The sequence below is a fragment of the Rhizobium sp. BK379 genome (assembly GCF_014193955.1).
GTDB lineage: Bacteria > Pseudomonadota > Alphaproteobacteria > Rhizobiales > Rhizobiaceae > Rhizobium.
In genome coordinates this window covers 1,379,675-1,393,021 of the sequence record NZ_JACIAD010000001.1, presented here as the reverse complement: position 1 = coordinate 1,393,021, position 13,347 = coordinate 1,379,675, and the positions used below count along the sequence as shown (strand labels likewise).

14 protein-coding genes are annotated in these 13,347 nt (G+C 61.1%); 7 read left to right on the top strand and 7 right to left on the bottom strand.

The features are described 5' to 3' along the window. Positions 1-127: 127 nt before the first annotated feature. The 4 genes from FHT93_RS07235 to FHT93_RS07220 all read right to left on the bottom strand — a co-directional run bounded on the left by FHT93_RS07235 (position 128) and on the right by FHT93_RS07220 (position 4,145). Complete coding sequence (locus FHT93_RS07235) at positions 128-331, bottom strand: hypothetical protein (protein ID WP_018114048.1); 204 nt, start codon at positions 329-331, stop codon at positions 128-130. A gap of 116 nt (positions 332-447) precedes the next feature. Next, positions 448-615: a hypothetical protein gene (locus tag FHT93_RS07230; protein WP_018114511.1), complete on the bottom strand. Its 168-nt coding sequence runs from the start codon at positions 613-615 to the stop codon at positions 448-450. 198 nt (positions 616-813) lie between these two features. After that, positions 814-2,718: a potassium transporter Kup gene (locus tag FHT93_RS07225; protein ID WP_112546810.1), complete on the bottom strand. Its 1,905-nt coding sequence runs from the start codon at positions 2,716-2,718 to the stop codon at positions 814-816. Between the two features lie 122 nt (positions 2,719-2,840). Further along, positions 2,841-4,145: a hemolysin family protein gene (locus FHT93_RS07220; RefSeq protein WP_183846887.1), complete on the bottom strand. Its 1,305-nt coding sequence runs from the start codon at positions 4,143-4,145 to the stop codon at positions 2,841-2,843. 289 nt (positions 4,146-4,434) lie between these two features. Between FHT93_RS07220 and FHT93_RS07215 the strand changes: the two genes are divergently transcribed. From FHT93_RS07215 to FHT93_RS07200, 4 genes are all read left to right on the top strand, one after another. Then, complete coding sequence (locus FHT93_RS07215; RefSeq protein WP_183846885.1) at positions 4,435-5,850, top strand: DUF882 domain-containing protein; 1,416 nt, start codon at positions 4,435-4,437, stop codon at positions 5,848-5,850. Between the two features lie 106 nt (positions 5,851-5,956). Further along, a complete protein-coding gene (locus tag FHT93_RS07210) occupies positions 5,957-6,856 on the top strand; it encodes a LysR family transcriptional regulator (protein WP_113210670.1) in 900 nt (299 codons plus the stop codon). 103 nt (positions 6,857-6,959) lie between these two features. Next, entirely contained in the window at positions 6,960-7,652 is a 693-nt protein-coding gene (locus tag FHT93_RS07205) for a substrate-binding domain-containing protein (protein WP_183846883.1), read from the top strand. A 146-nt stretch (positions 7,653-7,798) separates the two neighbouring features. Then, positions 7,799-7,954, top strand: coding sequence for an entericidin A/B family lipoprotein (locus FHT93_RS07200; RefSeq protein ID WP_007813980.1), 156 nt, complete (start codon positions 7,799-7,801; stop codon positions 7,952-7,954). Between the two features lie 6 nt (positions 7,955-7,960). On the opposite strand, the gene FHT93_RS07195 is transcribed toward FHT93_RS07200, so the two are convergent. Both FHT93_RS07195 and FHT93_RS07190 read right to left on the bottom strand, forming a co-directional pair. After that, positions 7,961-8,311, bottom strand: coding sequence for a hypothetical protein (locus FHT93_RS07195; RefSeq protein WP_018114505.1), 351 nt, complete (start codon positions 8,309-8,311; stop codon positions 7,961-7,963). A 33-nt stretch (positions 8,312-8,344) separates the two neighbouring features. After that, complete coding sequence (locus FHT93_RS07190) at positions 8,345-9,337, bottom strand: glycine betaine ABC transporter substrate-binding protein (protein WP_112546814.1); 993 nt, start codon at positions 9,335-9,337, stop codon at positions 8,345-8,347. A gap of 659 nt (positions 9,338-9,996) precedes the next feature. Between FHT93_RS07190 and FHT93_RS07185 the strand changes: the two genes are divergently transcribed. Both FHT93_RS07185 and FHT93_RS07180 read left to right on the top strand, forming a co-directional pair. Continuing rightward, entirely contained in the window at positions 9,997-11,451 is a 1,455-nt protein-coding gene (locus FHT93_RS07185) for a cobyric acid synthase (protein WP_112546815.1), read from the top strand. Positions 11,452-11,584: 133 nt separating this feature from the next. Continuing rightward, positions 11,585-12,355, top strand: coding sequence for an SDR family oxidoreductase (locus FHT93_RS07180; RefSeq protein WP_183846881.1), 771 nt, complete (start codon positions 11,585-11,587; stop codon positions 12,353-12,355). A gap of 27 nt (positions 12,356-12,382) precedes the next feature. Here FHT93_RS07180 and FHT93_RS07175 read toward each other — a convergent pair whose 3' ends face one another. Next, complete coding sequence (locus FHT93_RS07175) at positions 12,383-12,871, bottom strand: MarR family transcriptional regulator (protein ID WP_113016667.1); 489 nt, start codon at positions 12,869-12,871, stop codon at positions 12,383-12,385. A 107-nt stretch (positions 12,872-12,978) separates the two neighbouring features. Between FHT93_RS07175 and FHT93_RS07170 the strand changes: the two genes are divergently transcribed. Next, entirely contained in the window at positions 12,979-13,275 is a 297-nt protein-coding gene (locus FHT93_RS07170) for a DUF1330 domain-containing protein (RefSeq protein ID WP_112969335.1), read from the top strand. The last annotated feature ends 72 nt before the right edge of the window (positions 13,276-13,347 follow it).

Below are 13,347 nucleotides of genomic sequence, written 5' to 3'. Positions count from 1 at the left end.
ATGAAATTCACCGGGGAAAGGCAGGCGACGGACATGAAAAAGGCGGTGCTGCTTGGGACAGGCACCGCCTCTAGCTTGGGAGGTATGTCGCATTCATTGCATGATCTTGCATTCACGAGCCCTGTCGTTAGTGAGCTCGGTTCTTGCCAGTCTCATCGGCGCTCGGCCAGCCGATATCCTTGCGGATGTCTAGGGGCATGGATTCGATCTGACGTTCCGTCTGCCAGCGGCGCCATGCGCGCACGAGCTTTTCAGCATAGGAACCGAACGAAGAATGTGTGCGGTAGGATGACAGGCTCTTGCCGCCATCTCTGTAAGTGATCGAGGACATTGCCGTTTCCTTTCCTTGCGAGACACGGGATCGCCGTATCCTTGAGATGAAATATGCGCTTGCGGTACTCATCATTCAAACGAATAGATTTTATAAGTACCATAAGCGATTTTGAACTATCGCTGCTGCTCGTCCAGGGCGGGCAGGGCGCAGATATCGGCCGCGAGATGCGGCGGATAATGCTTCAATTCCTGCCTGATCCGTTCGCGTGCCGCCACCCGAAACATGCGGGCTCGAAACGCGAAGAAAGCCTGGAGAATGTTGAAGCCTGCCAGTTGCGACATGATCGGCCTCCTTTTCTTCAGCCTCATCGTCACAACTAAAATATAGGTACTCGGGCTGGTTCAAACAAATGAAATGAACTGGCCTTAAGGTTCAGCGAAATTGAAAGATCATAGGGGCGCGCCATAGGCTGGCTTCAGCCCCGGCCGACGCCTTCTCGGTCGACATGTCGACGGATGGGATGAGCTATGCGGCGGCCGTCAGATGACCATCTGCTCGCCAAGCTCCACCACGCGGTTGCTGGGGAGCTGGAAATAGTCCGAGGGGTCGATCGCAAAGCCGGCCATGGCGATGAAGAGCCGGTCCTGCCAGGCCGGCAGGCCGGTGTTCGGATCACCGACGAGCTTGCGTCTTCCGACATAGAACGAAGTCGACATGATCTCGAAATCGAAGCCGGCCTTGCGGCAGAGCGGCAAGGCCCTGGAAACGTCCTGGTCTTCCATGAAGCCGAAGAGGAGCTGGATCTTGATGAAGCGGTCCGAGAGCCTCTCGATCGTTACCCGCTCCGCCTCCGGCACATAGGGGCGGGGAGCGGTCTTGATGTTGAGGATCGCGTTGCGGGCGTGCAGGACGCGATTGTGCTTCAGATTGTGCAGCAGCACGCCCGGAGCCATGTCGGTGAGGCTTGTCAGGAAGATCGCGGTTCCCGGCACCTGGACGGGAGAGTGGTCCGACTTGCGTTCGATCGAGGCGATGAACGGCACCAAGGGGATCTCGTTCCTTGCCGCCTTCTCGCGAACGAGCATGGTGCCCTTCTTCCAGGTCCACATCATGATCATCAGCGCACCGGCGATCAGCACCGGAACATAGCCGCCGTCGTGGATCTTCAGGAGGTTGGCGCCCAGGAAGACGCTTTCGAGCAGGAAGAGCGGCAGCAGAACGGCAGCGGCAGCGAGCACCGTCCACCCCCAGACGACACGGAGAAACTGGAAGGAGAGGATCGTCGTGACGACCATCGCGCCGGTGACGGAAATTCCGTAGGCCGTGGCTAGTGCCTCGGAGGAGCCGAAGGCGAAGATCAGGGCAAGGACACCGAGCAGGAGCGCGATATTGACGGCCGGCACATAGATCTGGCCCGTATTGGAAGCCGAGGTAAAGCAGATCTCAAGCCTGGGCAGGAAGCCGAGATGGATTGCTTGGCGTGCCAGCGAAAAGGCGCCGGTGATCACTGCCTGGCTGGCGATGATGGTGGCAGCGGTCGCAAGAATGACCACGGGAAGCAGCGCCCATTCCGGAAACATCAGGAAGAACGGATCGGAGACGGCTTGAGGATTGGCCAGGACGAGCCCGCCCTGGCCGAGATAGTTCAGCGCAAGCGACGGGAAGACCACGGCAAACCAGGCAGCCTGGATCGGTTTCCTGCCGAAATGGCCGAGGTCGGCATAGAGCGCTTCGGCTCCCGTCACTGTCAGGAAGACGGCGCCGAGGACAATGAGGCCGACGAGACCGGCATGAGTGATGAAGTCGAAGGCATAGAGCGGATTGAGCGCTGCGAAGATCGCGGGATCGTCAGCGAGATGGATGAGGCCGCCGAGCCCCATGACGACGAACCAGAGCAGCGTTATCGGGCCGAAGAGTTTCGAGACGGAGGCGGTGCCGACCGATTGCACCAGGAAAAGCAGCAGCATGATCGCGATGGCGACCGGCAGGATGTAGGGTGTGAAGACCGGGGTCACGAGCTTCAATCCCTCGAGCGCCGAGAGGACCGACAGCGCAGGCGTAATCATGGCGTCGCCGATGAAGAGTGCTGCGCCGATGATGCCGGCGAAGAAGAAGATCGTCGCATGCCGGCTGGTCTTCTTCATCAGCAGCGCGAGCAGCGACAGGGTTCCGCCTTCGCCCTCGTTATCGGCCCGCAGGAGAAACAGCACGTATTTGAAGGTGACGATGATCGTCAGCGTCCAGATCATCAGCGAGATCAGGCCGATGACCTCGTTCGGGGTCACGCCGTCATGTGCGAAGGGCCGGAGCGCTTCACGGAAAGCGTAGAGCGGGCTCGTGCCGATATCGCCATAGACCACCCCGACAGCTCCGAGCAGAAGCGCGGCAAACTTCTGCTGGCCGTGCTGAGGCCGGTCTGCTTCGTGCGTCGTCGTGGCGGACATTGAGCTTCCCTTGATTTACAGGAATAGATATGGGGCGGCACGATGAGAAAGGCATGTCGAACGCGCGCCAAGCTGCGCGCGAATGCATCATGCAGATTGCGTCCGGACTGGCGACGCGCGGGTCATATCTCCGCCCGTGCCTCATCCTTTGCAAGCGCGCTGACGAGAACCTTGTCGACGCGCCTTCCATCGAGGTCGATGACCTCGAATTTCCAGTCGTTCTTGACGAAGGTCTCCCCGAGTTCGGGAAGATGCTTCAGTTCTTCCAGAACGAGACCGGCGACGGTCTGATATTCGACGTCTTCGTCAAGCGGGAAGTTCATGAATTCCGAGAATTCGTCGATCGGCGTCCATCCGGACACGAGGTAGGAGCCGTCATCGCGCCGCTTGATCGCCGGCTCTTCGCCGGAGGCCGCATCGCCGAAGACGCCCATGATCGATTCCAGGATGTCGCCCGAGGTGATCACACCCTCGAAGTGGCCATATTCGTCAAAAACCAGCACCATATGCTGCGACGACCTCCTGATCGCCTCGATCACCGAGGAGGCGGGAGCGAGGTCCGAGATGATCGGAACGTCGCGCACCAGCGTCATGATGTCGACCGACCTGCTGGCGGCGAGCGCGTCGTAATAATCCTTGACGGCGAGAACGCCGATAACCTCGTCGGAACTGCCCTTGCGGGCCGGCAGTCGCGTGCGCGACGTCGACTGGATGGTCTTGCGGATTTCCTCGGCGGAATCTTCGATATCGATCAGCTCGACGTCGCGACGCGGCGTCATCAGCGCGCGGGCCTGCCGGTCGGCAAGGCGCATGACGCCGGTGATCATGGCGGATTCGCCGATCTCGATCACGCCGGCGCTCTGTGCTTCGGCGAGAACGGTCTTGATCTCCTCGTCGGTGACGCCATCGGCGTTTTTTCCGGACTGGCCGAGCAGGGCGAGAACGAGCTTGCCCGAGCCGTCGAGCAGCCAGACGAGCGGGAGAGCCGCCTTCGACAGGTAGGTCATCGTCGGCGCGACCCTGGCGGCCACGGCTTCCGGCGCACGAAGGGCCATCTGCTTGGGCACCAGCTCGCCGATGATGAGGGAAAGATAGGTGATCGCCACGACGACGGTACCGACGCCGAGCCCGTCCGCCCAGGCATCGGGAAGGCCCTGCGCCAGGAGCCAGGTGGAGAATCGTGCGCCGAGTGTCGCGCCCGAGAAGGCGCCCGACAGCACGCCGACGAGGGTGATGCCGATCTGGACCGTCGACAGGAAACGCCCGGGATTTTCAGCCAGGCGCAGAGCCAGTCGTGCTCCTCTGCTTCCCTGGTCCGCCAGGACCTTGAGGCGTGCCGGGCGGGCGGAGACGATTGCGAGCTCCGACATTGCAAGGAGGCCATTGAGAATGGTGAGAAGAATGACGATGGCTATTTCGGTATACAAACTTTGGCCTGTTTTGATGATAACGATCCGTCGAAACTATGCGATCTCGCATCGCTTTGCGAGAGTTCCGAGCGAAGATCATGGGCACTTGGCAAGATAATTATGGCGGACTTCTCGCTTCCGGCGCCGCCTCGGAAACGCAGGATGGCATCTGCCTGAAACCGAGCGTCGTATAATCGGCGGCTCATAAACCCCCTCTTAAGGATCTGTTGACCATAATGAAGGCTTAACGCCGCCCGCGTGTGCGGTGCCTGTGATGTTTTCGTGTCTCGCACCAAGGACGAAGCCTGTGTCCCTTCATCAAGCCATCGCCGCCATTCCGACGACCGCCTGTGCGTGGTTTCTGTCTGTCGTCGCCCATCGGTTGGCGGTCGTGGCGGCCTTTGTCTTTGCCGTCATAGCCGGAGCGGGCGAGGCAGCGGCCGAGGACAGGGCACTGAAACTGTACTTCACGCATACGGGCGAGCGGGCGACTATCGTCTTCAAGCGCAACGGCAAGTACGACCAGCGCGGCCTCAACCAGATCAACCGCTTCCTGCGTGACTGGCGGCGCAACGAGCCGGCCAAAATGGACCCGCGGCTGCTCGATCTCGTCTGGGAAGTCTATCGCAAGAGCGGGGCAAAGGAGACGATCCACGTCGTCTCCGCCTACCGCTCGCCGGCGACCAACAACATGCTGCGCAACCGTTCGCGCAATACAGGTGTCGCCAAGCGCAGCCAGCACATGCTCGGCAAGGCGATGGATTTCTATATTCCCGGCGTCAAGCTTGCGACGCTGCGCGGGCTCGCCATGCAGATGCAGGTCGGCGGGGTCGGCTATTACCCGACCTCGGGTTCGCCCTTCGTGCATCTCGATGTCGGCAATGTGCGCGCCTGGCCGCGCATGTCGCGCCAGGAGCTGGCGCGGCTCTTCCCGGACGGGCGCACGATCCACCTGCCGGCGGACGGCCGTCCGCTGCCGGGCTATCAGGTAGCCCTTGCCGAGCGCAAGAAGGGCATCCGCTCCGCGCCGATCGAAATCGCGGCGAGCGAGGATGAGGATGACGATGCGCCGGTAACGCCAAAGGCAGCGGCACCGGCCCTGCTGACGGCGCGCGCGACAGCACCTGTTAAGGCACCCGATCCCGTCGTGACCGGAAGCCTTGTCACCGCCATGCTGCCGACGCCGCAAAAGCGGGCCGATATCGGACTTGCGCCGCAGCTTGCCAAACCCGAGGACCGGGCGGTTGCCGACCGCGGATTTGCCGATCTCGCCTCGCTCACCGTTCCGCTGCCGATGCTGCGCCCGGTCGAGGTCGAGGCCGTCGAGAGCGAGACGCCGGTGTCCGTGTCTGCGCCGCCTGCGGCCACGCTTGCGCCGGTGTTTGCATCCGTCCAGCCGGCTACGGCCGACTTCACGCGCTTCGTCGTTGGCCGCAAGCCCGCCAACACGTCTGTCGTCGCCGACCGGTTGACCCATCCCGCACCGACGGCGGAGCAGATCGCGGTATTGCCGGTCTCCGCGTCTGAGCATGTTTCGGGCGGCGTCGGAGAAATGTCCGCGCGAGCGCTGATTGCCTGGGCGGTGCGGTCTCCGGAAACCTCGGTTGAACTCACCGCTCCTTCCATGATTGGCAATACCTATCCGAAGGGCGAGGGCAGGACGGTTGCTTCGGGTGCTGCTGGGGCCAGCTTCAAGACCAGCCGTTTCGGCACCGAGGGCTGAACTCTGATCGGCTCATCGCGATCACCCTCAAAATAGGGAGCAGATTGACTTTCAATCAAATAGAATGATACACCTTGGTCATTCAGAAAAATTGAAAGATGTGACGATGACTATCCCATTTCGCCGTCCCATTCCTCTGCTCGATAATGACGTGTTGCGCACGTTCGTCGCCATCGCAGAGACCGGTAATTTTTCGACAGCGGCCGAAACCGTGTTTCGCACGCCATCGGCTGTTTCCATGCAGATCAAGAAGCTCGAAGAGCAACTCGGCGTCACGCTGTTTCGCCGCGATGCGCGCTCGGTGACGCTGACGCAGCATGGTGAAATGCTGCTGTCCTACGCGCGCAATATCCTGGCGCTCTCCAACGAGGCGGTATCGCGCTTCATCATGCCCGAGCTTAGCGGCGTGGTGCGGCTCGGCGCGCCCGAGGATATCGGCGAGCGCTTGCTGCCGCAGATCCTGAAGAGCTTTGCGCAGATCTATCCTGGCATCATGGTCGACGTGACGATCGACATGAGCATCTGCCTGAAAAAGCGGATGGAGGAGCAGCGCCTCGATCTCGCGCTCATCAACTGCGCAACGCGGCCGTTCCCGACCAATGGCGAGGTTGTCTACCGCGAGCGCCTCGTCTGGGCTGGCGCCAAATGCGGTTCGGCGCATCGGCGCGATCCGCTGCCGATCTCGATCTGGGAAGACGGCTGCATCTGGCGGCAGGAGGCGATCACCCAGCTCGAGCGTAACAAGCGGCCCTATCGCGTCGCTTATCTCAGTGCGCACACGATGGCGCAGCGCGCCGCCGTGGTTTCCGATCTCGCCGTCGCGCCGCTGCCGCTCTCCTATGTCAGTGAGGACATGGCGATCCTCGGTATCCAGGAAGGCTTGCCCGAACTCGGCTCTTTCGACATCCAGCTCCTGACCGCATCACAGACGACAGGGCCGATCGAGACGGTGGCCGACAGTATCCGCGCATCCTTCGCCGAAAAGTCCAAGGCGGCGGCAGCCTGATTATCCGGGAGAGCCGGAAACGGACGCACTGCGACCCTGGGTAGGGAACGATGAGCGCCGGCGAACGCGGGATTAGTAACCTGTTGGAGGGGGAGGTCAGGCCATGGATCAGCAAATCCGGCTTTTTGGCGCTGTCGCAGTCCGGCCGGCCGTGCTTGCCGTCATCCCCCGCTTCGAGACGATTACGGGATACAAGGTCGCGGCCAGGTGGGAGCTCAATCCCGCCGTCAGGACGCAGATCGAAGCCGGTGAGCCTTTTGATCTCGTCATTACCAATCCGAACCTTATCGAGGAACTCGTCTCCCTTGGAAAGATCAGGGCAGGAAGCCAGGTCACGTTCGGCCGGATAGCAATGGGCGTGGCGGCGAGGGAAGGCAGCCGGGCCCTCGATATCGGCTCCGTCGAAGCTTTCAAACAGACCCTGAAGGGCGCGCGATCAATCGCCTATGCCAGTGACGGAACCAGTGGCGGCTACTTCCAGGGTTTGCTGGAGCGCCTGGGAATAGCTGATGAGGTGAAGCCGAAGCTGGTGCCGGTATCGGGAGGACAGACGGCGGCGGCCGTCGGCCGTGGAGAGGCCGATCTGGGTGTCGTTCCCGTGACGTCCATCCTTGCCGCTGCTCCCGAGGCCATGCTGGTCGGCAGGTTTCCGGCAGAACTGCAAAGTTACATCGATTTCGCCATTGGCGTCAGCGCCGATTCAACAGATGCGGAGGCTGCGAGCCAGCTATCGGCGTTCCTGGTATCGGCAGACATTGACGAGACCCTGGCGGCAAGGGGCATCGAGCGCAGCTGAGATGCAGCTTGAGGAGCGGCGATATCGAGGATGTCGGCCTTGTCTGGAGAAAGGCTCTTAGCCGGTGAACTTTTCGCTCACGAATGCGTTATCCCGCCCGGACGGCATCGGCCGTTCGGGGTTGAATTCACAAAGGGATTTCGCAAATGACGACCACGGGTAAAATCGCATCCGCCTTGATGATCCTTCTCGCGCTCTCTTCCTGCGCCAACACGATCCGTGGCGTGGGCAGGGATACGGCCAATGCCGTCAATGCCACGCAGGATGCCGGCCGCAGTGTCGATCGCGCAGCTAAGAGATAGTTATTTTCAGATTTTTGAAGTCGGATAGGCTTTTTCGAGACCACCGGATCGGGTCAGCCCGGTCCGGAATGCGGCATAGGCCGGGTGCTGGCTCGAGCGCGCCGCTTCCATGAGCCTGATCTGCAGCCGATCGGGTGCAGCTTCGCCGATCCACTTACCGAGGGCTTCGAGCTTCAGCGAGTTTAGAAGACGCGAGGACGAGGCGACATCGAGATGCCGATGCAGGCCCTCGAGCAGGTTGTCGTCCTGCTGCGGATTTTCCATCAGCAGCGACAGGTAGGATTTGTCGGTTTCCGAGAGCGCCGCAAGTTTTTCCGCGACGGTATCGCGATCGGGGAAGGGCACCGTGCCAGTCATAACGAATCGTCCAATCCTTGTTGCCAGGAATGTTTATAGACTGGCCTTGACCTTCTCGGCTACATCGGCCGGAACCCAGCGGCTCCACAGTTCCTCATAATTCTCAAGGAAATAGAGGGCGGCATTCTCGTTGTCTTCGCCGTTCTCATCCTGCCAGGCCAGTACCTGGCTGATGGTTTCGTTGTCCCAGCTGCGGGCCTTCAGATAGTTCATGACGGGGCCGGCGCGATCGGCAAAAGCGCTGGTAATCAGCGTGAAAGCCTGGGACACGGGATAGGCGTTCAGCCTGGGATTGGCGCAGTGGGGCACTGAGGTACAGGCGTCCCATTCAGCCTGATCGTGAGGCACGCCGAAACCCAGCTGTTTCATGTCGTATTTGCCGAGAACCGATGTCGGCGACCAGTAATAACCGAGCCAGCCGACCTTGTTTTTGAAGGCACGGGCGATCGAATTGTCGAAATCGGCCGGGGTCGGGCTGTCGATCAGTGCAAAGCCGAGCTTATCGGCACCGAGCGCCTTGAAGAGATTGCTGGTCGAGATTTCGCAGGCCCAGGCTTCGGGGCAATTATAGATCGCGGCAAGCGAGGGATGGTAGGTGTCGGGAAAGAGTTCCGGGTGCTTCAGCGCATCCTGCACGGACAGGATGTCCGGATTTGCATCGGCGATGAATTTCGGAATGTACCAGCCTTCGACGGCCCCATCCGCCAGAATTTCGGCGCCCTTGACCAGTCGGCCGGCGCTGATGGCGGTATCGAGCTGCGGTTTGACCGCTTTCACCCAGAATTCCGAGGCGATATCGGGCGTGCCGCTGCTATCCATGGAAGCGAAGGTCGGCAGCGTGTCACCATCGACAATGGTGACGGAGCAGCCGTAGCCCTTTTCCAGGATGAACTTGTCGAAGCTCGCAGCGATTGCAGCAGAGCCCCATCTCATCTCGGCGATCGAGACCTTGCCGCAGTCGGCGGCTTGCGCAATTCCCGCGTAAAAACAGACGGCAAGAATGAATGACGTGAAAAATGTCTTCATGAAAGTTCCCCGGATCTTTATGTGATCGAACGCGCATGCGCCGGGTCATTAGCCGACAAATCTCTCCGCCGCTTCAGGGTGCCAATGCCCGGCCGGAATAGGATTTCGCCAGGCTTTCCCGTCTGCGGCGCCGTTCGTCTCGTTTTCCGGCGGCTCGTCGCTGGCCATTTCTATCGATGGCTCATTATGAGCAAACCTACGGATTTGCGGCAGGAAATCAACTCTCTTTTGCGCGTTGCAATCTTACTAAATAATTGAATCCGAAGAATTTATGCGGCCGAGCGCGAAAGCGAGAAGTTTGACGCCGATCAGCAGGCTTGCGGGGGCTGCAGATAGGGCTAAAATCGAAAAAGTTCAAAAAAAGTCAAAATTCCCTTCAAGAGCCGTCTTCAATAACCATCCGGTAAGGATGTGCCGTTATCTGTTGTGACGCGGCGGGGGACAACCGCTGCTTTTCCGGATCAGGTAGTGCGTCCCGGAAAAAGCGAGCTTCATTGCGTAATGATGATGGCGTCAGCGTTTTATGGCAAACCGCGTAGGGTCCATGGCCCGATCGCGGTTTTCGCATTTCTGGGCCTTTGTCGGCTTTTCAACCGTCTGTTGACCTGACGTCTGCCCGCATTGTAGGCCTGCCGGAAACGCTTCACGGGCAGGTGCCAATGACCAGAGCCATCATGCTGCAGGGAACCGGTTCCGATGTCGGCAAGACAGTGCTGGTGGCGGGGCTTTGCCGGCTGGCTGCCAATCGCGGTCTGAAGGTGCGACCGTTCAAGCCGCAAAATATGTCGAACAATGCCGCGGTTTCCGACGACGGCGGCGAGATCGGCCGGGCGCAATGGCTGCAGTCGCTCGCGGCGAGGGTACCGTCATCCGTGCATATGAACCCGGTGCTTCTGAAGCCGCAATCGGAAAACGGCAGCCAGATCATCGTGCAGGGCAGGGTATTCGGCCAGGCAAAGGGGCGCGACTACCAGCGGCTGAAGCCGCAGCTGCTTTCGTCGGTTCTGGAGAGTTTCGCCAAGGTGTCCGAGGGGGCTGACCTCGTGATCGTCGAGGGGGCGGGCTCACCGGCCGAAATCAACCTGAGGGCGGGCGATATCGCCAATATGGGCTTTGCGACACGGGCGAACGTCCCTGTCGTCCTCGTTGGAGATATCGATCGCGGCGGCGTCATCGCCTCGCTCGTCGGCACGCATGCGATCCTCAGCGAAGAGGATCGCGGCACGATTTCGGGTTACATCATCAACAAGTTCCGCGGCGATGTCTCGCTGTTCGACGACGGTATCCGGGCCATCGAAGGTTTCACCGGCTGGCCGTGCTTCGGCGTCGTGCCGTGGCTGCCGGGTGCCACACGCCTACCGGCAGAGGATTCGGTCGTGCTCGAACGGCTGGCGCGGGGCAGGCAGGGTGCGCTGAAGATTGCTGTGCCGGTGCTGCCGCGCATTGCCAATTTCGACGATCTCGATCCGCTGCGGACAGAGCCCGATGTCGAACTCGTCTTCATCAGGTCCGGTGAGCGGCTGCCCGACGATGCCGCGCTCGTCATCCTTCCTGGTTCGAAATCGACGATATCGGATCTCGCGGACCTGCGTGCGGCCGGCTGGGATCGCGATCTCCTGGCGCATGTCAGGCGCGGCGGCCGGGTGATCGGCATCTGCGGCGGCTACCAGATGCTTGGCCGCAAGGTGCATGACCCGCTCGGCATCGAAGGCGGGACGGCCGAGACGCAGGGGCTTTCGCTTCTCGATGTCGAGACCGAGATGGCGCCGGAAAAGACCGTGCGCAACAGCACCGCCCGCTCGACCGAATACGACGCGCCGCTTGCCGGCTACCAGATCCATCTCGGCATTACCCGCGGGCCGGATTGCGTCAGGTGCTCTGCTATCGTCGACGGCGCACCCGACGGAGCGCTTTCGCCAGACGGCCGCATCATGGGCACCTATCTGCACGGCCTCTTCAGCAGCGATGCCTACCGCGCCCGGCTGCTTCAAAGCTTTGGCCTGTCAGGCGAAGCGAGCAACTACCGCGAAAACGTCGACCGAGCGCTCGACGAGGTCGCAGGCGGCCTGGAACAGTATCTCGACCCGCGCTGGCTTGCCGGTCTGTTCGGCTAGACCGGATGTCGCTTGCCTGCCTCACGGCCCCGCAGAGTGGGCAGACGCAATCAGGGCATCGTTTGCTATTGCCAAATTAGTTGACTGAGTCCATTAATTGTTCCGATACACCCGGTCGAGAGCAATGAAAACCATGACCATACTGGATAGATTTTCCCTGACGGGCCAGGTGGCGCTCGTAACCGGCGGCGGCCGTGGCCTCGGATTCGAGATGGCGCGCGCACTTGCCGAGGCCGGCGCGCATGTCATCGTCACCGGGCGTACGGCGACGACGCTTGAAGATGCCGTAGGGACGATCCGCAGTAGCGGCGGCACGGCGCAGGCTGCCGCCTTCGACATCGTCGACCGGGAGGCGCAGCGTGCGCTGATGGCCGACATCGAGAAGATCCATGGCCGTCTCGATATTCTGATCAACAATGTCGGCGCCCGCGACAGGCGGCCGCTGGCCGAATTCGATGACGATGCCATTATCGAGCTGTTGCGCACCGATCTGGCGGCCGCGATGACGCTCTCGCGGGATGCCGCCGCGTTGATGAAGCGGCATAATCATGGCCGCCTGATCGCGGTCACCTCGAACAGCGGCCATGTCGTCATGCCCGGCGATTGCGTCTATCCGGCCGCCAAGCAGGGTCTGACCGGCCTGATGCGCGGCATGGCGGTTGAATTCGGCCCATACGGCATCACCAGCAACGCGATTGCACCCGGCTGGTTCGCCACCGAGACGAACGCGGCGATGGCTGCGAACGAGGAGTTGATGCCCTTCCTGCGCCAGCGCATCCCGGTCCAGCGCTGGGGCCGCCCGGATGAGATTGCTGGTGCAGCGCTGTTTCTTGCGAGCGGCGCCGCCTCCTTCGTCAATGGCCATGTGCTGACCGTGGACGGCGGCATGACTGTCAGGATGTAAGCGGAGACGGGCGTCTCCCGCCGCTCCTCAAAGGGCGGAGGTCCGCTCGGGAAGCGGTTCTTCCGGTGCTGTTGACGAGGTCCGGGCGAGGACATTGCCGATATCGGTGAGGAAGGTCAGCAGCAGATTGAACTCGGCCTCGCTGTATGTCTCCAGCAGTGCGGCCATCGCCTCGCCATGCTCCTCGTAGAGCGAGCTGGCGCGTGCCGAGGCCTCGGGACAGGCAACCAGGACAAGGCGGCGCTTGTCCGTCTCATCCCGTTGCCTGACGACGAAACCGGTGGCCTCCAGCTTGTCGATCAATCCGCTGACCGTTCCGACCTTCAACCCGACCTCGCGCGACAGGGCCGTCATCGACAGCGGACCGAGCTGCTCCAGCAGCCTGAAGCACTTGAATTCGGTGCCGGTCAGACCAACTTTCTCGGCCATCTTCTGATGGAACAGCACGAGCCTGGCTGAAAACAGCTGGACCGTCGGGATGTAGCGCGCGAGGCGGCCGGTTGACTTTTGCGGCAAAACGTTTAGATCTCCGAACTAATAATTGTTTCGATATTCTAAGGAACTGTCGGCGTCATGTCGATACTCTCGCATGGCTGCCCGGTCCTTGTCGGAGGCAGCGATCGATGAGCGCTTATTTCATTCTCGAAATCCATCCCGATATCGAAGATCAGACGATCGATGATTATCTCGCATGCATATCGCCCGACGTGACGTTCCATGGAGGCAATGTGCGATCCTGTGGCGGCGCGGTCCATCCGGTTCAGGGAGAACGGCAGATGAACAGGCTGATCATCATCGAATTCCGCACTGCATCGGTTGCCCGTGAATGGCATGACGAGGTGAAGCAGGCGATTGATGATGCCAGGTATCACTCTCTCCGTGCCTGCCCGGCGGTTGTCGTCGCCGGGCGCGATGGCTAGGAACCCCGGCTGGCGCGACGATTGCCGGATTTTGTGGTGGCGCGGTCCGGCCTTGCCGCCCATTCGCCGGAT

Excerpts from the sequence above, each read along its gene's own strand:
- FHT93_RS07200 (WP_007813980.1), top strand. The coding sequence starts at position 7,799 with ATGACGACCACGGGTAAAATCGCATCCGCCTTGATGATCCTTCTCGCG.
- FHT93_RS07225 (WP_112546810.1), bottom strand. The coding sequence starts at position 2,718 with ATGTCCGCCACGACGACGCACGAAGCAGACCGGCCTCAGCACGGCCAG.
- FHT93_RS07210 (WP_113210670.1), top strand. The coding sequence starts at position 5,957 with ATGACTATCCCATTTCGCCGTCCCATTCCTCTGCTCGATAATGACGTG.
- FHT93_RS07170 (WP_112969335.1), top strand. The coding sequence starts at position 12,979 with ATGAGCGCTTATTTCATTCTCGAAATCCATCCCGATATCGAAGATCAG.
- FHT93_RS07230 (WP_018114511.1), bottom strand. The coding sequence starts at position 615 with ATGTCGCAACTGGCAGGCTTCAACATTCTCCAGGCTTTCTTCGCGTTT.
- FHT93_RS07190 (WP_112546814.1), bottom strand. The coding sequence starts at position 9,337 with ATGAAGACATTTTTCACGTCATTCATTCTTGCCGTCTGTTTTTACGCG.
- FHT93_RS07185 (WP_112546815.1), top strand. The coding sequence starts at position 9,997 with ATGACCAGAGCCATCATGCTGCAGGGAACCGGTTCCGATGTCGGCAAG.
- FHT93_RS07205 (WP_183846883.1), top strand. The coding sequence starts at position 6,960 with ATGGATCAGCAAATCCGGCTTTTTGGCGCTGTCGCAGTCCGGCCGGCC.
- FHT93_RS07195 (WP_018114505.1), bottom strand. The coding sequence starts at position 8,311 with ATGACTGGCACGGTGCCCTTCCCCGATCGCGATACCGTCGCGGAAAAA.
- FHT93_RS07235 (WP_018114048.1), bottom strand. The coding sequence starts at position 331 with ATGTCCTCGATCACTTACAGAGATGGCGGCAAGAGCCTGTCATCCTAC.
- FHT93_RS07180 (WP_183846881.1), top strand. The coding sequence starts at position 11,585 with ATGACCATACTGGATAGATTTTCCCTGACGGGCCAGGTGGCGCTCGTA.